This window comes from Pseudomonas fluorescens (assembly GCF_902498065.1).
GTDB lineage: Bacteria > Pseudomonadota > Gammaproteobacteria > Pseudomonadales > Pseudomonadaceae > Aquipseudomonas > Aquipseudomonas fluorescens_BJ.
Window position 1 is genome coordinate 47050 of record NZ_CABVIR010000012.1, and the last position, 20600, is coordinate 67649.

A 20600-nucleotide genomic window follows, 5' to 3' on the forward strand; every position below is an offset into this window, starting at 1 on the left:
ACGACACGGATCTCCGATTGATTGCCTGGAAGCTTGCTATGCGTTGTCTGTTGTTCGCCTGCCTGTTGCTCGGATCACTGCCCTCGTTTGCCCTGGACCGATTTCAGGTTGAGGGTTACACCCTGCCCAACGGCCTGCAATTGCTGCTCAAGCCCGGCACCGAACGCGGGCATGTAGCGATTCGACTGGTGGTCGGCGTCGGCATCGATGATTTCAGCTGCGCCGAAAAAGAACTGCCGCATCTACTCGAACACCTGCTGTTCAGCGGCATCGACGCCACCGGCGAAGGCGGTCTGGAAGAGCGCATGCAGGCGCTGGGTGGCGAGTGGAACGCCTACACCAGCAATGCCGACACCACGTTCGTCATCGAAGCCCCGGCGAAAAACCAGCGCAAGGTCCTCGACCTGCTGTTGGCGCTGTTGACCCAGACCCGAATCGACGACAACGCCATCAACGCCGCCAAGCAAGTGGTCGAGCGCGAAGACGGCGGCCATTACTCGCATTTGCAACGGTGGCTGGATCGTCAGGACCTGGGCCACACCGCGAGTAATCAACTGGCCGTGGAACTGGGGCTTAAATGCCCGGAACGGGCCGAGGTCGATCACCTGACCCGCGAACAACTGGAGACGGTACGCAAGGCCTGGTACGCACCCAACAACATGACCCTGATCGTGGTCGGCGATCTCGATCGCTTGCTGCCGGGTTATCTGGAACGGGCCTGGGGTAAACTTGACGCAATTGACCCAACCGAACACCCGCCACTCCCGCAAATCCAGGCCAGCGCGGCACATGAGCGTACCTTGAGTCACGGCTTCGTCGGTGGCGGTGCGAAGTTGCACTGGCTGGTGCCGGAGCCCGTGCTGGAGGATCAGCACGATGAAACCTTCGACCTGCTCAAGGATTATCTGGACTGGGCGCTCTATCGTCAGATGCGCCTCGCCCATGGTTTGTCTTATGGCCCCTCCGCCGAGCGCGAAGTGTTTGGCGGGGTGGGTTTCATGAGCCTCAACGCCGACCTTGAGCGCGACACCGTGCCGGAGGCGGAGCAGGTGCTGGATGAGTTGAAAGCCAGGTTGCTCAAGGACGGCCTGGATGCCGACACCTTCAACCGCCTCAAACAGGCTGCCATCGCGCGGCAGGCTTGGGCCGTGCAAGGCAACAGTGCGTTGGCCGATTACTACTGGGGCGCGCTGGGTGACTACGAAGACGGCCGTTTCGCCGACCCGGCCAAGGAACTCCAGGGGGTCACGCTGGCAGAAGCCAACAAGGCCATGCGCGAATTGCTCTTGCAACCGGGTTATCTGCGGATCGAGAGGCCGTTGATGAGTTATGACCAGGTCATGTGGGCGATTGCCGGGGTCTTGGGGTTAGGGGTGTTTGGACTGTTGGCCTGGCGCGTCCATCGCAATCGATAACCTCCTTTGTGGGAGCCAGCTTGTCTGCGGGCTCCTACAGTTCGGTGTGTATCCATGAATGCGATTTGACCTCGCCACACCGCCCTCCTCGGCGGTAACCTGTCGGGGATATTTCCTACGACTATTGTGAATCGCCGAATGCCTACCCTGACCTTGTTCGTACAGCGCATCCTCGAGTTGATGAAGCGCTACCCAGGGGTCATTGCGCTCGGCGGTTTCATCTCCGGGGTCGGCAGCTTCATGCTGGTCGATCGCCAGCAAGGCCTGGCGACCTGGATCACCATCATCATGGTGCTCAGCTGGATCTGGCTGATGCTGGAAAACAGCCTCACCAAGCTTTTCACCCGAATCTTCAAGCGCGAAATCCCCCAGCCGCTGCTGCGCTACGCCACGCAGATGATCCACCAGGAAAGTCTGTTCTTTGTCCTGCCGTTCTTTTTCATCACCACCACGTGGAACAGCGGCCAGTTGTTTTTCACCGGGCTGCTGTGCATCGCCGCGCTGATTTCCATCACCGACCCGCTCTACTACAAATGGCTGGCGCCCCGGCGCTGGGCGTTTCTGGCGGTGCACACCCTGACGCTGTTCGCGGCGCTGTTGACCGCCCTGCCCGTCATCCTGCACCTGACCACCTCCCAGAGTTTCAAACTGGCCCTGGGCACGGCTGTCGTGCTGTCGTTCCCGAGCCTGGCGTCGATCTTCCCCATTCGTACCGTGCGCAACGCGCTGGCCATTCTGAGTATCACCGTCGGCATCGGTGGCGTGGGTTGGGTGCTGCGCTCGTGGGTGCCGCCGGCCACGCTGTGGATGACCGATGTGGCGATCAGCACGCAAATGCAGGACCGCACGCCCGGCAAAAGCCTGGACGAAGTCAGCGCCGAGCAGATCCGTGGAGACGGCCTGTACGCCTACACCGCGATCAACGCCCCGCGCGGCTTGGACGAGCGGATTTACCATGTCTGGCAGTTCAACGGCAAAGAGGTCGACCGCATCGCCCTGGATATCCACGGCGGGCGCAAGGAAGGCTATCGCGCCTGGACCCACAAGCAGAACTTCCCCGGTAACCCGGCGGGCAAGTGGCAGGTTCGGGTACTCACCGAGGATGGCCAGTTGATCGGTGTGTTGCGCTTCAAGATCACAGACAGCACACCGACCAAAGAAAAGTAATGGGGTTCGTGCTATTACGTAGATCTGTGTAACAGCCGAACAAGCACGGAGCTTATGACCAGCAGCACAATGGCCGGCAATGCCCAACTGGACACCGCTCACTCCCCCGCTCAATTGCGGGTGACGGGTGATTGGACGCTTGCCCATTACGCCGAACTCAAGGACCTGAGCGAAAAGCTTCGCGGGCAATACGACGACAGCACCCACATCGACCTTAACGGCCTCGGCGCGCTCGACACCGCCGGCGCCTCGCTGCTGGTGGAATTGCTCGGTTCGGACCGCCTCGGCAAATCCGCCGAACATCCCGACTGCACCTTGTCTGTCGCCGATCGTGCCTTGTTGCAGACCGTTTATTGTTCGATGACGGACTTCTGCGTACCGATCAAGGAAGCGGAAATCGGCGTCGGCATTCAACTGCTGACCCGCATTGGCCGCGCGGTAGACGCCGTCTGGCAAGACACCCTGCAATTGCTGGGCTTCGTCGGCCTGATTCTGGAAACCATCGCCCGCGGCCTGTTCCGCCCGAAGCGCTGGCGCATCACGCCCATGGTCGCGCACATTGAACAGACCGGCCTCGACGCCGCCCCCATCGTTGCCCTGCTGACCTTTCTGGTGGGCGCCGTCGTGGCGTTTCTCGGGGCGACGGTGCTGAAGAGTTTCGGTGCGAGCATCTTCACCGTGGACCTGGTGGCGTTCTCTTTTCTACGTGAATTCGGCGTGTTGCTGACCGCGATCCTGATGGCCGGGCGCACCGCCAGTGCGTTTACCGCGCAGATCGGCTCGATGAAGGCCAACGAAGAAATCGACGCCATCCGCACCTTGGGTCTCGACCCGATGGAGTTGCTGGTGGTGCCACGCGTGCTGGCGCTGCTGGTCGCGCTGCCGATGCTGACCTTTCTGGCGATGCTCTCGGGGATTGTCGGCGGTGGCGTGGTCTGCGCCGTGGCGCTGGATATCTCGCCGGCGATGTTCTTGTCGCTGCTGCAAACCGACATCGGCGTTCAGCACTTCGTGGTCGGTATCGTCAAAGCGCCGATCTTTGCGTTCCTCATCGCCGCCATTGGTTGCCTTGAAGGCTTCAAGGTCAGTGGCAGCGCCGAATCTGTGGGTGCGCACACCACGTCGAGCGTGGTGCAGTCGATTTTCGTGGTGATCGTGCTCGACGCCGTGGCCGCGCTGTTTTTCATGGAGATGGGCTGGTGAGTCGTCTACCCCGAGCGCCCTCCGAGGCGGTGATCGAAGTCCGTGGGCTGTGCAATCGCTTTGGCCGCCAGAGTGTGCACGAGAACCTCGACCTGGATCTGTACAAGGGCGAAATCCTCGCCGTGGTTGGCGGTTCCGGCAGCGGCAAATCAGTGCTGCTGCGCAGCATTGTCGGCCTGCGCCAGCCCAGCGAAGGCGTGGTGAAGGTCTTTGGCAAGAACCTGCCGACGCTGTCCGAACACGAGCGCTCGAAGATTGAACGGCGCTTCGGTGTGCTGTTTCAGAAAGGCGCCTTGTTCTCTTCGCTGACCGTGACCGAGAACGTCGCCCTGCCCCTGATCGAACACGCCGGCTTGAGCCGCAATGATGCCGAGCACTTGGCGGCGGTGAAACTGGCGTTGGCCGGGTTGCCGCTGTCGGCGGCGGACAAGTACCCCGCCTCGCTGTCCGGCGGCATGATCAAGCGCGCGGCACTGGCCCGTGCGTTGGCGCTGGACCCGGACATCCTGTTCCTCGACGAACCCACCGCCGGCCTCGATCCCATCGGCGCGGCGGCCTTCGACCAGTTGATCCTGACTTTGCGTGATGCGTTGGGGTTGAGTGTGTTTCTGGTGACCCATGACCTCGACACGCTCTACACCATCACCGACCGCGTGGCGGTACTGGCGCAGAAGAAAGTGCTGGTGGCGGACGCCATCGACAAGGTTTCGGAAACCGACGACGCGTGGATTCACGAATACTTCCATGGCCCTCGCGGCCGCGCGGCGCTGACAGCCGCTCAACAGTTGAATGAGGTCTGACATGGAAACCCGAGCCCATCATGTATTGATCGGCCTGTTCACGGTGATTGTTGTGGCAGGCGCCCTGCTCTTCGGCTTGTGGCTGGCCAAGTCCAGCGTCGACACCGAGTTCAAGGATTACGAAATCGTCTTCAACGAGGCGGTCAGCGGCCTGTCCAAGGGCAGCGCCGTGCAATACAGCGGGATCAAGGTCGGTGACGTGGTGACGTTGCGCCTGGACCCGAAAGACCCGCGTCGGGTGTTGGCGCGGATTCGTCTCGGCGGCGATACGCCGATCAAGGAAGACACGCAAGCCAAACTGGCGCTGACCGGGATCACCGGGACGTCGATCATTCAGCTCAGTGGCGGTACACCGCAGAGCCCGACGCTCAAGGGTCGGGATGGCAACTTGCCGACGATTGTGGCTTCACCCTCGCCCATCGCTCGGTTGCTCAATGACAGCAACGATCTGATGGCCGGCGTGAACGTGTTGATGCACAACGCCAATCAGATGTTTTCGACGGAGAACGTCGAGCGCATCAGCAAGACCCTCGAACATCTGGAACAAACCACCGGCACCATCGCCGATCAGCGCGGTGACCTCCGTCAGGCGATGCAGCAACTGGCATCGGTCGGCAAGCAGGCCGGTGCGATGCTGGAACAAACGTCGGCGCTGATGCGCAACGCCAACGGTCTGCTCAACGACCAGGGCAAGCACATGTTCGGCAGCGCCGAGCAGGCGATGAAGTCGCTCGAGCAAAGCAGCGCGACGATCAACAAATTGCTGACCAACAATCAGGATTCGCTCAACAGCGGCATGCAAGGCCTCAATGGTCTGGCCCCCGCTGTACGTGAGTTGCGCGATACCTTGACCTCGTTGCGCGCGATTTCCCAGCGCCTGGAAGCCAACCCGAGCGGTTACTTGCTGGGCAATGACAAGAACAAGGAGTTCACGCCATGAAGCTGACTCACATCGCCCTCCTCGGCGCTTTTGCGCTGACCAGCGCCTGCTCGATCCTGCCCAAGTCCGAGCCGTCCGATGTGTATCGGTTGCCCTCGGCCCAGAGCGTTTCTCCCAGCCACGGCACGCCGCAGCGCTGGTCCTTGCGCCTGACCAAGCCGCAGGCCAGCGAGGCGTTGAACAGCCCGCAAATCGCCGTAATTCCGCAAGGCGATCTGATCAGCAGCTACAAGGCTTCCCGCTGGAGTGATCCGGCGCCGGTGCTGCTGCGCAATCGCCTGCTCGATGGTTTTCAGCGTGACGGTCGGGTTGCGTTGTTGAGCACCGACGACAGTAATTTCCAGGCGGACCTGGAATTGGGCGGGAGTTTGCAGGCGTTCCAGACTGAGTATCAGGGGTCGGCTGCCAGCGTGGTCGTGCGGCTGGATGCGTTGTTGGTTCGCGGTTATGACCAGCGCATCCTCGCCAGCCGCCGCTTCGAAGTGCGCCAGCCATTGAGCGATGTGCAGGTGCCGGCAGTGGTGGCCGGGTTTGGCCTGGCCAGTGATCAATTGACCGCGCAGGTGGTGAGCTGGGCGGTGGAACAAGGACAGAAACTCGCGCCGCCACCAAGGCCTTGAAGCCAACACAATCCCAATGTGGGAGCGGGCAAGCCCGCTCCCACAAGGGTTTTCGGTTAGCCGAAGAACCAGTAGCAGACACCGATCGCGCCCAGTACACCGGCCAATTCAGCCAGCAACGCACACCCCACCGCATGCCGTGCCCGCTGAATCCCTACGGCGCCGAAGTACACGGCCAACACATAGAACGTCGTCTCTGTACTGCCCTGAACCGTCGCCGCCACCAACGCAGGGAAGCTGTCGACCCCAGACGTTTTCATGGTTTCGATCAGCATCGCCCGTGCGGCGCTGCCGGAGAACGGTTTGACCATCGCCGTCGGCAGCGCGTCGACGAAGCGCGTGTCCCAACCAGCCCATTCCACCAGATGACGAATCCCGTCGAGACCGAAATCCAGCGCGCCGGACGCCCGTAATACGCCGACGGCACAGAGCATCGCCACCAGATACGGCAGCAGATTCTTCGCCACGTCGAAGCCTTCTTTCGCACCCTCGACGAAGGCCTCGTAAACCTTCACTTTGCGCAGCGCGCCGATCACCAGGAACAGCATGATCAGCCCGAACAGCGTCAGGTTGCCGAGGATCGATGACAGGCCGGCCAGCGCGGTCGCCGAGAGCGTCGCCAGCAGCGCCATGAAGCCGCCGAGCGCCAGGGCGCCGGGGATCAGATAGGCGAGCACCACGGGGTCCCACAGGCGCAGACGCTGCATGAAGGCCACCGACAGCAAACCCACCAGCGTCGAGCAACTGGTGGCCAGCAGGATCGGCAGGAACACCAGCGTCGGATCCGGCGCACCTTGCTGCGCGCGGTACATGAAGATCGTCACCGGCAGCAGGGTCAGGGAGGAGGCGTTGAGCACCAGAAAGAGGATTTGCGCATTGCTGGCGATGGTGGCGCTGGGATTCAGCTCTTGCAGCGCCTTCATGGCTTTAAGGCCGATCGGCGTGGCGGCGTTGTCCAGGCCCAGGCCGTTGGCAGCGAAGTTCAGGGTGATCAGGCCGATGGCGGGGTGACCGGCTGGCACTTCCGGCATCAGGCGCAGGAACAACGGGCCCAGCGCCTTGGCCAGCCATTCGACGATCCCGGCCTTCTCGGCAATCCGCAGAAAGCCCAGCCAGAGGGTGAGGGTGCCGAACAGCAGGACCATGACCTCGACCGACAGCTTGGCCATGGCGAAAATGCTTTCCACCATCGCCGCGAAGATCCCGGCATTCCCGCCGATCAGCCACTGCGCCAGCGCCGACACGGCCGCGACGATGAAGAAGCCAAGCCACAGGCCATTGAGCATCAGTTAAATCCCCCGAAGAATGCGGCGAATGATAGCGGGGTAGCCAGAAACGACAAACCCCGGATTTCTCCGGGGTTTGTTTGTGTGGCTGGCTCGGGTCACTGTGGGAGCCAGCCAGCCTGCTGGCGATGAGGCAGGCACGTTCAACATTTCTGTTGTTTGATACACCGCTATCGCCAGCAGGCTGGCTCCCACATAAAAGCCAGATTCCACAGGGTTCAGCTATCAGTTGCGGGAAATCTCGCCAGCCGGCAATTTTTCCTTGCTGCGCCAGTGCGGCAGCGAGTTCCAGTAGCGCTGGCCCTTCGCATCGTCGTACATGCCTTCCCAACGGGAGATGACCAGTACGGCGAGGGCGTTGCCGATCACGTTCAGAGCGGTACGCGCCATGTCCATGATGCGGTCGACACCGGCGATGAACGCCAGGCCTTCCAGCGGGATACCCACGCTGCCCAAGGTCGCCAGCAGCACCACGAAGGACACACCCGGAACACCGGCGATGCCTTTGGAGGTGACCATCAGCGTCAGTACCAGCAGCAATTGCTGGCTGATCGACAGGTCGATGCCGTAGAGCTGGGCAATGAAGATGGCCGCGATGCTCTGATAAAGCGTCGAACCGTCGAGGTTGAACGAGTAACCGGTCGGCACCACGAAGCTGCAAATGGCTTTCGGCGCGCCGTAGGCTTCCATCTTCTCGATCACACGCGGCAGCACGGTTTCGGAGGAGGCGGTGGAGTAGGCCAGCACCAGCTCATCCTTGAAGATGCGCATCAGTTTGATCACCGAGAAGCCGAACAGGCGAGCGATCAGGCCCAGCACCATGAAGGCGAAGAAGGCGATAGCGAAGTAAACCAGGATGACCAGTTTGGCCAGCGGCAGCAGGGACGCGAAGCCGAAGTTGGCGACGGTCACCGCGATCAGGGCGAAAACGCCGATCGGGGCGTAGTTCATGATCATGTGGGTGACCTTGAACATGCTTTCCGAAACGCCCTGGAACATCGTTACCAGCGGGTCGCGCAACTCGGGCTTGAGGCTCGACAGGCCGAGACCGAACAGCACCGAGAAGAAGATGATCGGCAGCATTTCACCGCGAGCGATGGCCGCGAAGATGTTCGACGGGATCAGGTTGAGGATGGTTTCGATGAACGCATGTTCATGCTGTACCTCGGCGGCCGTGGCCTGATACTTGGAGATATCCACCGTACCCAGCGTGCTCATGTCGATGCCGGCGCCCGGGTGGAACACGTTGGCCAGCACCAGACCAACGACGATGGCGATCGTGGTGACGATCTCGAAGTAGATGATGGTCTTGAGGCCGATGCTGCCAAGTTTCTTCGCGTCACCGACGCCTGCAATGCCGACGATCAACGACGAGATCACGATCGGGATCACGATCATCTTGATCAGACGGATAAAGATATCGCCTGCCGGTTGCAGAACGTTGCTGATCCACCAGGCCTTCTCGGCACTGAAATGGTTGAGCAGCGCACCGATTGCAATCCCCAACACCAGACCGATGAGGATCTGCCAGGCGAGGCTGAGCTTTGCCTTCTTCATATCTTTACCCTTACTTGCGTTTGACTCAGGCAGATGCAGCAACTGGAACGCCGGCGGCGAAAAAGTCTTGTGCATCTGCCCCCGTATAAGGTGCCCCGGAGCGAGTATTTATGGCTCTCTGGCAGGCGAAAAAAGGCGCAACTATTCCGATGCAAGGATGCGACGTCTAATGCCGTAAACGCCTACCCTATGCCGAATCGGCATGAGGTTTTTTTACTGAAACCGACGTCGCAATCGGTTCGAATGTGACATTTCGGCAGGCATAAGTGCCGTGAACCGGCCATTTCAGGGCCTGTCGAGTGTTTTTTGATCAGTTGTGCAGGAGGGGTATTTCAGAAAAATCGGACGATGACAGGCGAGAAATCGCTACGAAAACAGGCGTTTTTTTCTCGATGTACGGTCACGCAAGAAACACCGGGAAAAGTATTTTCCAGTGATCCTCAGTAACCCTGTGAGGGTAGAGAAGCGAAACCGAGCGGATCGCTCTAATACAACGCTTTGCGCGGATAAGCTCTTCGCAAGCCCGTCGAGCGCTGGAGGCTCGGCGAACTTGCGTCGCAGCTTTTTCCTGACCCGGCCCTTTCGCAGGTACTCCCTGTACCCGTAGGTCACTCCGCCCCTGAAACAGGCAGAACGTCCCGACCCCTTGGTCATGCGTCTACCTTCCTCGGGTAGCGCATTGGAGAGAAGCAATGCTGCTTCTTTCGTGTGACAAATTCAGTACCAGTTCGGATCTTTTTTCAGTTGTTCCATCAACAGGTCCTGCATACCTTGGTCAGGCTTGCCGAGGAAGCGGTAATCGGCGTGCCGAGTCGGCGACTTGTCGGCCGGCAACCCGGCAGGCACTTCGACCAGCATGGCATACGCATCCTTCTTGTCGAAGCTGACGGCCACGATCAGGCGTTCGTTGAGGCATGTGTCATGCGATTCGCAGAGCGGCCCCACCAGATACTTGTCGCCATCTTCTTCCACCGCATTCATTTGCTCGGCATCGCCGGACAGGTTCATTACCCATTCCGGCAGGCGTTCTTCCTTCTTCACCACGCCCTGCCAGGTGTCGTGAAACTGCGGGTCTGCGCTTAACAACTCGTTGACCCGCGCCTGGCCATCATTGGCCGCCATCACGGTGGCACTGCCGCCCAGAAGCAGGGCGGCTGCCATCGTTTTCAGTGAAACGTTCATCTTCAACCTCGACCGCGACGGCCAAAGAAGAACGAAGCAATGAACATCACCAGGAACACGACAAAGAGAATCTTGGCGATACCCGTGGCGGTGCCCGCGATACCACCGAAGCCCAGTACCGCAGCGATGATGGCAATGATCAAGAATGTGATTGCCCAGCTCAACATGGTGATTCTCCTTACGCTTCTATTTAGAGGTGTTGCTCGTGATGCTTATCCCGGCGCAGCGAGCGCGCCAAGTTCGTGTGTTTAGAACACCCAACGTTCGTGACGTGGCATCTCGTCCGCAGGCTGAGCCTGGTCGACATCCATCATTCGCATCGGGACGCTGTCGGCGAAGCTGCTGCTGACGGCGCTGAAGTGGGTTTGGGTCGGATGCTGAATCGGCACGCGTGGCACTTCTTGCTGCTGGCTCTGCTCCCAACGCTGAAACTGCTGGCCGCCGATCAAAGTGATCAAGAGCGCCAGAACAGCAAACAGACCTTGCTGGATATGCAGTGGCGAGATTCGCAATTGGGCGGCACGTTGGCGATTCATCCTGAAGCTCCTCCCACTTCTGTGGTGATCTTGTAATGGGCTAGGTGTTGCTGAATGCCCTGGTTATTCAGGTTGTTGCAGCCTGCGTGCCAGTTTTTTATGATTAAAAACACTATAAAAATCAATTAGTTACGTTATTTATGAAAATCGTGTCGGACGCATCCTGCACGATGGCCCTTTCACAGTCGTGCGTAATGCACGATAGATCCGTAGGTACTTTCACTTTTTTTGAATTGCGGGGAGGGCGCGGATGTCACAAGGGGAGATGGGGAATCTCCTGAAAACCGGCTATCTGATAAAAAAACAACAAAATCAGGCGATTAGCCGTAGGGTGAGGAGAGAGCTACCCTGCTGTAGTCGGAATCGACCAGAATCAACCATGCAACTTGCCCGATTATTCCGGGACTAACCAAGATCATTCTTTAAGGAGCGTAGGAAAATGGAATCAGCCACTGAGCACCAAGGCCGCATTCTGCTGGTGGACGACGAGTCCGCCATCCTGCGAACGTTCCGATATTGTCTTGAAGACGAAGGCTACAGCGTCGCCACTGCCAACAGCGCGGCCCAGGCTGATGCGCTGCTGCAACGCCAGGTGTTCGACCTGTGCTTCCTGGATTTGCGCCTCGGTGAGGACAATGGCCTCGACGTGTTGGCGCAGATGCGCATTCAGGCGCCGTGGATGCGCGTGGTGATCGTCACCGCACATTCGGCTGTGGACACCGCGGTGGATGCCATTCAGGCCGGCGCCGCTGATTATCTGGTCAAGCCGTGCAGCCCCGATCAATTGCGCCTGGCCACCGCCAAGCAACTGGAAGTGCGGCAACTGTCGGCACGTCTGGAGGCGCTGGAAGGTGAAGTGCGCAAACCCAAGGACGGTCTGGATTCCCACAGCCCAGCGATGAAAGTGGTGCTTGAAACCGCACGCCAGGTGGCCAGCACGGATGCCAACATCCTGATCCTCGGCGAGTCCGGTACGGGTAAGGGTGAACTGTCTCAGGCCATTCACGGCTGGAGCAAACGCGCGAAAAAATCCTGCGTCACCATCAACTGCCCATCGCTGACCGCCGAATTGATGGAAAGCGAGCTCTTCGGCCACAGCCGTGGCGCGTTCACCGGCGCCAGCGAAAGCACCCTCGGGCGAGTGAATCAGGCTGATGGAGGAACGCTGTTTCTCGACGAGATCGGCGATTTTCCCCTGACGTTGCAACCAAAATTACTGCGTTTCATCCAGGACAAAGAATATGAGCGCGTTGGCGATCCGGTCACCCGCCGCGCCGATGTGCGCATCCTCGCGGCCACCAACCTCAACCTTGAAGACATGGTCCGCGACGGCCGTTTCCGCGAAGACTTGCTCTATCGCCTGAACGTCATCACGTTGCACCTGCCGCCGCTGCGCGAACGACGGGAAGATATCCTGAACCTGGCTGACCGTTTTCTGGCCCGGTTCGTCAAGGAATACGCACGTCCGGCGCGGGGTTTCAGTGATGAAGCCCGTGAAGCGCTGCTCAGCTATCGCTGGCCCGGTAACATCCGCGAGTTACGCAACGTGGTCGAGCGGGCAAGCATCATTTGTCCACAGGAGCGGGTCGAAATCAGCCACTTGGGCATGGCCGAAACTCCGGTCAACAATGCGCCACGCATCGGCGCAGCGTTGAGTCTGGATGAGCTGGAGAAAGCTCACATCGGTGCGGTCCTCGCTACCGCCGACACCCTGGATCAAGCCGCCAAGACGCTCGGCATCGACGCTTCGACGCTCTACCGCAAACGCAAGCAGTACAACTTGTGAGCCTTGCACGATGAAACTGGCGATGAAGTTGCGTACTCGGCTTTTTTTGAGTATTTCCGCCCTGATCACCGTAGCGCTGCTGGGACTTCTGCTCGGCCTGGTCAGCGTGATGCAGATGGCGGGAACCCAGGAAGCGCTGATTCGCAACAACTTCGTCACCCTGGACCTGGGCCTGAAGATGCGTCAGACCTTGGGCGATCAACTGATCCTCATGCTGGGTGACAAACCCGATGCTGCAGCGTTTGAAGCGTCCAAACAGCATTATTTTCAGCTGCTGGATGAAGGCATCGCCCATGAGCAGAGCCAGGCGAGCAATCCATACGGGTTCAGAAAGGCCAAAGACGATTACCTGCGGTTTCTTGAGGCGCTTGACCAGACACGCGATCCGTCTCATGTCCTGAGTGGCAACGAAGACCTCACCGAAAAATTCAACGTGTTGCGCAACGGGCTGATTACCGAGCACAAGCGAGCGCTGGATAACATCAATCAAACGCAACGTCAGGCGCGGGAACGAGCGCTGCTGATTGCCGGCCTGCTCGGGCTGGTCGGACTGGCGGTGCTGATCATCGGTTTTGTCACCGCTCATGCGATTGCACGCCGTTTCGGCGAACCGATCGAGGCCTTGGCCCAGGCCGCCGACAACATCGGCCAAGGCAATTTCGAGGTAACCCTGCCGATTTCCTCGGCAGTGGAAATGAACCTGCTGACCAAGCGATTCGGGATCATGGCCGAGGCTTTGCGTCAGCATCAGGCCACCAACATCGACGAGTTGCTCGCGGGCCAGCAGCGTTTGCAGGCGGTGCTCGACAGCATCGACGACGGCCTGCTGATGATCGACCGCGATGGCCATCTGGAACACCTCAACCCGGTGGCGCAGCGCCAGTTGGGTTGGGACACCGATCGTCTTGGCCAAGGGCTGGGCACCGCGCTCGAACGACCCGAGCTGGATCAACAGCTGCAATTGGTGCTGCGGGGCGGTACGTTGGAGCGGGCGCCGGAGGACCTGAGTATCGAAGTCGATGGCGAGTCGCGGTTGCTCACCTACAGCCTCACACCGGTCAGTCATACTCAGGGCCATATTCTGGGCGCGGTGATGGTGTTGCATGACGTCACCGAGCAGCGTGCTTTCGAGCGGGTGCGCAGCGAGTTTGTGTTGCGCGCTTCCCATGAGCTGCGCACGCCGGTCACCGGGATGCACATGGCATTCGGCCTGTTCCGTGAGCGCGCGCATTTCCCGCAGGACTCGCGAGAAGCTGATCTGCTGGACACGGTCAATGAAGAGATGCAGCGTTTGATGCAGTTGATCAACGACTTGCTGAACTTCTCCCGCTACCAGAACGGACTGCAGAAACTCTCGCTGGCGCCGTGCTCCATCGAAGAGCTGCTGGAGCAGGCCCGGTCGCGATTTGCCGATTCGGCGCAAGAGAAGGGCATCGACCTGCTGGTCGAGGTACAAGGGCCGTTACCGTGGTTGCAGGCCGATCAGCCGCAACTGGAGCGAGTGCTCGATAACTTGATCGACAACGCTCTGCGCCATACCGGCCCTGAGGGCCAGATACGCTTGCAGGCACGGCGTCATGGGGAGCGGGTGATCATCAGCGTCGAGGATAATGGTGAAGGCATCGCCTACGGCCAGCAGGGGCGTATCTTCGAACCCTTTGTTCAGGTTGGGCGCAAGAAGGGTGGCGCAGGGCTCGGCCTGGCGTTGTGCAAGGAAATCGTGCAGTTGCACGGTGGACGGATGGGCGTTTATTCGAGGCCGGGGCAGGGCACGCAGTTCTATATGGCGCTGGCGGTTTAACGCGCGTTTACGCCTCGTCATCAAGGCGTCGCCCGGCCAGTCGCCTACCCCGGGTAATCAGCTCGATGAACTGAACGGCGCTCAATGCATGGGCGAACAACCAGCCCTGGCCGAACTTCACCCCTTCACTGCTCAAAAATTGGGCCTGGGCCTCATGCTCGATGCCTTCGGCAATCACCTTCAGGTGCAGTGACTGGGCCATGCGAATGATGTGCGGTGCCACGCCACTGCTGGCGGCGTCATGCCCCAGCGCATCGATGAAGGCTTTGTCGATTTTCAGGCAGTCCACTGGCAGGGTTTGCAGGTAGGCGAGGCTGCAATAGCCGGTGCCGAAGTCATCGATCAACACCTGATGCCCGACATCGCGCAGGGCTTGCAGGTTTTCCCGCGCCACCACCACGTCAATCAATCCCCGCTCGGTCACCTCAAAGGCAATCTGTTTGGCCGCAACCCGGTGCAAAGTCAGCAGGCGCGCCATCACCTGACCGATTCGCGGCACCATGACATCGCACGCCGCGAGGTTCACCGAAATGTACAGTTGCGGATTGGCCCGCAACAACTGCCCCAGCTGTTCCAGCAGGCGTTGCAGGACGAAGTCGGTCATCTGGCGGATCTGGCCGGTGTTCTCCGCCATCGGAATGAACAGATCGGGGCTGGTCAGGGTGCCGTCCGGCCGACGCCAGCGCAGCAACGCTTCGGCGCCGACACAGTTGCGGCTGTCGAGGTCGAAGATCGGTTGATACAACACCTGCAACTCGCCTCGTCGTATCGCACCGGTCAATTCGGCGTCCAGCGACTGCCGCTGGCGCACCAGCAAAAACACCATGAAGCCCACACACACGCCTAGTGCCAGGCTGGCCGGCAGTAACCACCACCAGACGCTCGCCACATGCTTGCCGGTGCGCGGGGTGATCAGCACCAATTGGTACTCTGGGTTGTTGGTCGGCATGCGGTAGATGAGGTGACTCTGAGTGATCTGCAAGGCATCACTGCTTTTCGGTGGCCAGGGTTCGGTCGGTGGCCAGACCTGGGACGATCCCAGAACCGGGATCGCACGTGTGCCGTGGTCGAGTACCACCAGAAGGCTGCTTCCCGGTGACAGATCGACCATGTCGGTCAAATGCCCGCGAGACGTCGCGACGCGAAAATTGCCACGCCCGAGCATCAGCGCGGCCCGGTTTTCGTCGGGTTCGGTGGTGGTGTTCAGCCAGTAGCTGTAGGTGGGGCCTTTGATGTCCGGTGCCCGGATCAGCGACAGCCCTTCCTGGCGAGGACGGTTCGAGCAGATCCGCGAGGCATCCATATAAGCGGCTTCGTAAACGAAGCGGTAATTGAAGGTGACCTGCTGCAACGTCGCGATCATTTCGTCGTCGCAGCTTCGCAGTGGTTGAGCTTCGAGATCATCCAGGCTCTCGCGCAGCTGTCCGAAAAGCTGTTCCAGGCGGGCAAGGAAGCGCTCGCCCTGGGCATTCATTTCCAGGCTTTCATTCTGCTCGACCTGATGCAAGGCCATGAAAAGGCTGCCGGTCATCAGCAATGTCGTGCTCAAGGCAGCAGCCAGTATCGCCAAAAACCAGGGGCGATAGAACCAGCTACGAAGTGTCTCTCGAGCAGCAGGCATATGGGAATATCCGAAGAATTACCAATGAGTTATAGCTGCTGATTGGGAAAAAGCCCGGACCGTCGGGCGGGCGTCATTATTTTGTCTGATTCAACACCTGAAGCAGTGCGGCGGTTTGCGCGTCTGGCAGGCCATCGAAGCGCGACGGTCGGAAATGCATTTGAAACGCTGCGATCACATGACGCGTCGCCACATCCAGTTCACCGGTTTGTGGCGTGGCATACCCCAGGCGGGCCAACTGCCCCTGAAACCAGCTGATACTCGGCATTTGTAAATCGAAACGGGTTTGTTGACGCGCCACAGCCTGCTCGTCAGGCCAGACGCCGAGGCCTTCGGCGGCAAGACGTTTCCAGGGGAAAAGCGGCCCCGGGTCAAGCTTGCGCAGCGGAGCGATGTCGCTATGGCCGATGATGCTGCGTGGGTTGATGGCATAGCGCTTGCTGATGTCTTTGAGCAAGACGATCAGAGACTGGACCTGGGCTTCGCTGTAGGGGTACCAGTAGCGCCCGCCGGTCGGGGTTTCCTTGAATCCCGGATTGACGATTTCGATGCCGATGGAGCTGGAGTTCAACCAGGTACGGCCTTGCCACTCACTTTCACCGGCGTGCCACGCCCGCTGGCTTTCATCCATCAACTTATAGAGGGTGGCGTTTGTATCGTCGCCGATCAGGTAGTGGCTGCTGACTTCGCCACGGGTCAGCAATTGCAGCGAGCGTTCGAGCGAGGCGGAGGTGTAATGCACCACCACGAACTGAATGCGGCTGTCGTGATTGACAGAGGGATGGCTGGTGTCGAACCGGGGACCGCTGGTGCAGCCGGCCAACAGGATCAGCGACACGATGAGAGCAAGATATTTCATGGCAGAAGGCAATACACGCGAGACAGTAATGCAACAGTGTAACGTACTGCCTGGCGCGAGAATGGTTGGCGCGAACTTTTAAACAAAATGGAACAATTGGCTGTCAGCCCAGTTCCACTCGGTTACGGCCAGCATGTTTTGCACGGTACAGCGCCTGATCGGCTCTTTTAAGCACCACATCGCTGTGTTCGCCGGGCTTGAACGCTGTCAGTCCCATGGAAATAGTGATGGTCACCGGCTCACTTTTGAAATGAAACGGGCAGGCTTCGATCGCCGCGCGCAAGCTTTCCAGAAGTTTCGCGCCGACGGCCGGCGCTGTGGCGGGCATTAACAGGACAAATTCTTCTCCGCCAAAGCGGGCAATGAAATCTGTCCCACGCAGGCGTTTGCGCAACACCGTGGCGATGATTTTCAGTACTTTGTCGCCCGCCAGGTGGCCATAGTTATCGTTGATGCGTTTGAAATGGTCGAGGTCGAGCATGGCCAGCAGAAGGGTGTTGCCGTGCTGCTGCCACTGTTGGATTTCGTGGTCGAGCCGTTCGCTCCAGGCCGCCCGGTTCGGCAGCCCGGTCAGCGGGTCGATCAAGGCTTTCTGGCGTTGCTCTTCGAGGTGTTCGCGATAACCCTGGGCTTCCTGCTCCATGTGCGCCACCCGTTCGGCCAGGCCTTTGAGGCGGACGGCCACTTCCTGTTCGCGTTCGTCGCGCTGTTTCTGGTGTTGGTCCATGGTACCGAGCAGGCCTTCGAGGTGGTTCTCCAGCACGTGCTTGAGGTCCTCCAGGTCTGCGGCGTCCTGCATGCTGCTCTGCAATCCGTCGACTTGCTCGCGGATCTGCGTGTCCATTTGCCGAGCGGCAGATCGGTTATCGTCATGGCCATCGCTGGCGGCTTGCAAGTTGCTCTGGAACGACTCAAGGCGTTCGTTGAGTTGCTGCAAGTAAACTTCGAACTCGTGCTGGCCGCTGTTGTTGATTGCCAGCATCAAGGTTGCCAGGTCATCGAGGATCGGCAGCAGTTCGTACCAGTTCAAACCGTTTCGCAGGCGATCACGCATCGCTTCGGCTTGGGGGCGGTGACGCTCGGGCAGCGACAAGTCGTCGAGCAGTCCCAGTAGCGTGTCTTCGATGTGCTTGGCCACTGAGCTGTAGGATGGCTCGGGCGAGTCCGGAAGGGCGTAGAGAATATCGTGTTCTGGCTGTTCCGGATCGATGGCGGCCAGCGCTTGGGCCATGGCCGAGGGCAGTGGCAGGCTGTCGAGAAACACCACCGGAGTCAGTTCATCGGGATTGCCGGTCGGTTGAGCCTCGACAACCGGTGTGATTGCGGCGGGTGAAGGCTGGTTTGGTTGTTGAGCCTCCGGTTGTGCCGGTGTTTCCGGTTCGGGCGCTTGCAGGGGTTCAAGCACTGGTGGCACAAACGCCACGACCGTCGGGGGCGGCGGGGTGTCTATTGGCGTCTCGATCACCTGCGGCTCGGCAGCGGTTTCGGCTTCGGGCACGGTCGCTGGTGGCTCTGCAACGGCTGGCGAGGATTCGACGGTTACTCGTGGCGCCTCGGCAGGCAAAGCAGCCATGGTTTCGACAGGCACCGGAGCGGACACCTGGGCCTCAGGCGCCGCCGCTTGCGGGGTGGCTTCATCCGCTTCACGACTGCCGAACAATCGTTGCAGTAAACCCGGACGACCAGGTTCTGCCGGATTCTCCAGCTGACTCAAGGCTTTGCCCTGCAGGCCGCTCAGTTCGCTGAGCAGCAACGGGATCTCGCGCGCCTGGCTGACGCGTCCTTCCAGGGTTTTGGCGAAGTTCTTGAGTGGCCGGCTCACTTCCCGGGGCAGCGGCAACGTTTGCAGTTGTGCAACCAGCGAGGTCAGGGCGGCACTGGTCTGATTGACCCGGGTTTCGCGACGCTGTTCGGAGTCGAGTACAGCTTTTTCCAGTCGTGGAAGCAGCGCCGCCAGACCCGCATCCATATCGTTGGTGCGGATGACTTCACGCATTTCTTTCATGCACTGGTCTACTGCGCGGTCGGTGCCTTCGGCCGCTAATGTACTGCGCACCAAACCACGGCGCAGCAGGTCGAGCCTGGCGTCCCAGCGACGCTCGAGTTTTTCCTGTTGTTCGATGCTTTTGAGGTATTTCTCTTTCCAGCGCTGTGCTTCGTCGCTCATTCAGGGGTTCCGCGAGGGGCAGGACTCAACGCGGGGAATGCATCGGCCGTGAGCGAACCCGGCAGACGAATCTCTACCGCGACCGGCAGGTGATCGGAAATAGGTTGTGCCAGCACTTCGACCTTTTCCAGTGTCAGGGTCGGGCTCAGCAGAATGTGGTCCAGGCAGCGCTGCGGGCGCCAGCTGGGGAAGGTCGCCTCCAGTTGCGGCGCGAGCAGACCGAGGTCTCGCAACGCGGAGTTTTGCAGCAGGTCACTGGCATGAGTGTTCATGTCGCCCATTAGCACCTGGTGTTTATAGCCGCCAATCAACTCGCGGATATAAGCCAGTTGCATGCTGCGGGTACGTGCACCCAGCGCCAGATGCATCATGACCACCACCAGCGCTTCCGGACCTTCGCCGAAGCGCACCAGAATCGCTCCGCGACCCTTGGGCCCCGGCAGCGGATGATCTTCGATCGCCCACGGGCGCAGACGGCTGAGCACGCCATTGCTGTGCTGGCCGAGGCGACCTAGGTTGCGATTGAGTTGTTGATACCAGTAGGGGAAGGCGCCGAGTTGTGCCAGGTGTTCCACTTGATTGACGTAGCCGGATCGCAGGCTGCCGCCATCGGCTTCCTGCAGGGCGACCAGATCGAAGTCGCCCAACAGATTGCCGATCTTTTGCAGATTGTCGGCACGCCCGGTGTGCGGCAACAGGTGTTGCCAGCCCCGGGTCAGGTAGTGCCGATAGCGCTCGGTACTGATGCCGACCTGGATGTTGAAGCTGAGCAAGCGCAGACGGCTGTCTGCGGGCAAGCCCGTCGATTCCAGGTGATGTTCGTTGACCCGCGGATCGTGCAGGCCTACGACGCGTTCAGTTCCCCAGCGGCGCATGGCAGTCGCCGCGCTTAGTTGGCAGCAGCCTTGTTAGCGGCTCGCTCTTTGTCGACCAGTTTGTCGGCCAGTTGCAACGCCTGCTCGGCGCCGCCGGCAGAACCCACGTCAAAGCGATACTTGCCGTTGACGATCATGGTTGGAACGCCGGAGATTTCATACTTTTTGGCCAGCTCGCGAGCTTTGTTGATCTGGCCCTTGATGGCGAAGGAATCGAAGGTCGCCAGGAACTTGTCCTTGTCTACGCCTTGAGCCGCCAGGAAGTCGGCCATTTCATTCTTGTCGACGAGTTTCTTGTGCTCTTTCTGGATCGCATTGAAGACCGCCGCGTGCACCTTGCTCTCGACGCCCATGGCTTCGAGGGTCAGGAACATCTGGCCGTGTGCGTCCCATGGGCCGCCGAACATCGCAGGAATGCGCACGAAATTCACGTCGGAAGGCAGTTTCTCGACCCAAGGGTTGATCACTGGCTCGAACGCGTAGCAATGCGGGCAGCCGTACCAGAACAGCTCCACCACTTCGATCTTGCCAGGCACTGCAACCGGAACCGGATTGCTCAGTTCGACATAAGGGGCGGCAGGTGCTTCGGCGGCTTGGGCAGTCATGCCGAACAGGCTGGCAGCGACGAGTGCGGCGCTGATGATCAGATTACGCATGCTTTACTCCTGGACAATTTTGGTCGCCTCGCGCGACCTGTTTTCAGACAGGTCGTGGCGGGCTTGAGTTCTGTAGTGTAACGGCAGCAGGCACAAAAAAGGGTGGCCTGAGCCACCCTTTTTATACTT

Annotated in this window: 18 protein-coding genes; 8 read left to right on the forward strand and 10 right to left on the reverse strand. The window is 59.9% G+C overall.

Features of this window, described 5'->3' with window-relative positions:
• Positions 1–38 precede the first annotated feature (38 nt).
• The 6 genes from F8N43_RS28325 (at position 39) to F8N43_RS28350 (ending at position 6145) form a co-directional block, all read left to right on the forward strand.
• Positions 39–1415 (forward strand): M16 family metallopeptidase, encoded by a 1377-nt coding sequence (locus tag F8N43_RS28325; protein WP_150654672.1) that lies wholly within the window; start codon positions 39–41, stop codon positions 1413–1415.
• 138 nt (positions 1416–1553) lie between these two features.
• The gene (locus F8N43_RS28330) at positions 1554–2582 is read left to right on the forward strand and encodes a DUF5924 family protein (RefSeq protein WP_150654673.1); all 1029 of its coding nucleotides are present in this window, start codon (positions 1554–1556) and stop codon (positions 2580–2582) included.
• Positions 2583–2636: 54 nt separating this feature from the next.
• Positions 2637–3785, forward strand: coding sequence for an ABC transporter permease (locus F8N43_RS28335; RefSeq protein WP_150654674.1), 1149 nt, complete (start codon positions 2637–2639; stop codon positions 3783–3785).
• Positions 3782–4585: an ABC transporter ATP-binding protein gene (locus F8N43_RS28340; RefSeq protein WP_150630673.1), complete on the forward strand. Its 804-nt coding sequence runs from the start codon at positions 3782–3784 to the stop codon at positions 4583–4585. Before F8N43_RS28335 ends, F8N43_RS28340 begins: the two co-directional genes overlap by 4 nt.
• Position 4586: 1 nt before the next feature.
• Positions 4587–5525 (forward strand): MlaD family protein, encoded by a 939-nt coding sequence (locus tag F8N43_RS28345; RefSeq protein ID WP_150639391.1) that lies wholly within the window; start codon positions 4587–4589, stop codon positions 5523–5525.
• A complete protein-coding gene (locus F8N43_RS28350) occupies positions 5522–6145 on the forward strand; it encodes an ABC-type transport auxiliary lipoprotein family protein (protein ID WP_150639390.1) in 624 nt (207 codons plus the stop codon). Before F8N43_RS28345 ends, F8N43_RS28350 begins: the two co-directional genes overlap by 4 nt.
• Before the next feature lie 56 nt (positions 6146–6201).
• On the opposite strand, the gene F8N43_RS28355 is transcribed toward F8N43_RS28350, so the two are convergent.
• The 5 genes from F8N43_RS28355 to F8N43_RS28375 all read right to left on the reverse strand — a co-directional run bounded on the left by F8N43_RS28355 (position 6202) and on the right by F8N43_RS28375 (position 10706).
• A complete protein-coding gene (locus tag F8N43_RS28355; RefSeq protein WP_150630676.1) occupies positions 6202–7431 on the reverse strand; it encodes a nucleoside recognition domain-containing protein in 1230 nt (409 codons plus the stop codon).
• Positions 7432–7656: 225 nt separating this feature from the next.
• The gene (gene gltP, locus F8N43_RS28360) at positions 7657–8988 is read right to left on the reverse strand and encodes a glutamate/aspartate:proton symporter GltP (RefSeq protein ID WP_084317807.1); all 1332 of its coding nucleotides are present in this window, start codon (positions 8986–8988) and stop codon (positions 7657–7659) included.
• A 717-nt stretch (positions 8989–9705) separates the two neighbouring features.
• Positions 9706–10170 carry an inhibitor of vertebrate lysozyme family protein gene (locus F8N43_RS28365; RefSeq protein WP_150630677.1) on the reverse strand — a complete coding sequence of 155 codons (465 nt, stop codon included), beginning with the start codon at positions 10168–10170 and terminating at the stop codon, positions 9706–9708.
• A gap of 2 nt (positions 10171–10172) precedes the next feature.
• Entirely contained in the window at positions 10173–10337 is a 165-nt protein-coding gene (locus F8N43_RS28370) for a DUF1328 domain-containing protein (RefSeq protein WP_003177151.1), read from the reverse strand.
• An 81-nt stretch (positions 10338–10418) separates the two neighbouring features.
• Positions 10419–10706 (reverse strand): hypothetical protein, encoded by a 288-nt coding sequence (locus tag F8N43_RS28375; protein WP_150654675.1) that lies wholly within the window; start codon positions 10704–10706, stop codon positions 10419–10421.
• Between the two features lie 439 nt (positions 10707–11145).
• Between F8N43_RS28375 and algB the strand changes: the two genes are divergently transcribed.
• Both algB and F8N43_RS28385 read left to right on the forward strand, forming a co-directional pair.
• A complete protein-coding gene (gene algB, locus F8N43_RS28380) occupies positions 11146–12492 on the forward strand; it encodes a sigma-54-dependent response regulator transcription factor AlgB (RefSeq protein WP_084317523.1) in 1347 nt (448 codons plus the stop codon).
• A gap of 10 nt (positions 12493–12502) precedes the next feature.
• On the forward strand, positions 12503–14293 hold the full coding sequence (locus F8N43_RS28385; protein ID WP_150630679.1) for an ATP-binding protein: 1791 nt from the start codon (positions 12503–12505) through the stop codon (positions 14291–14293).
• 7 nt (positions 14294–14300) lie between these two features.
• Here the strand turns inward: F8N43_RS28385 and F8N43_RS28390 are convergent, their stop codons facing one another.
• From F8N43_RS28390 to F8N43_RS28410, 5 genes are all read right to left on the reverse strand, one after another.
• Positions 14301–15914 (reverse strand): EAL domain-containing protein, encoded by a 1614-nt coding sequence (locus tag F8N43_RS28390; RefSeq protein WP_150630680.1) that lies wholly within the window; start codon positions 15912–15914, stop codon positions 14301–14303.
• Positions 15915–15990: 76 nt separating this feature from the next.
• Positions 15991–16773 (reverse strand): N-acetylmuramoyl-L-alanine amidase, encoded by a 783-nt coding sequence (locus tag F8N43_RS28395; RefSeq protein ID WP_150654676.1) that lies wholly within the window; start codon positions 16771–16773, stop codon positions 15991–15993.
• A gap of 103 nt (positions 16774–16876) precedes the next feature.
• Positions 16877–18940, reverse strand: a complete 2064-nt coding sequence (locus F8N43_RS28400) for a GGDEF domain-containing protein (protein WP_150654677.1) — start codon at positions 18938–18940, stop codon at positions 16877–16879.
• Positions 18937–19815, reverse strand: coding sequence for an endonuclease/exonuclease/phosphatase family protein (locus F8N43_RS28405; RefSeq protein ID WP_150630683.1), 879 nt, complete (start codon positions 19813–19815; stop codon positions 18937–18939). Before F8N43_RS28405 ends, F8N43_RS28400 begins: the two co-directional genes overlap by 4 nt.
• Positions 19816–19829: 14 nt before the next feature.
• Positions 19830–20471, reverse strand: coding sequence for a thiol:disulfide interchange protein DsbA/DsbL (locus F8N43_RS28410; protein ID WP_150654678.1), 642 nt, complete (start codon positions 20469–20471; stop codon positions 19830–19832).
• Positions 20472–20600 lie beyond the last annotated feature (129 nt).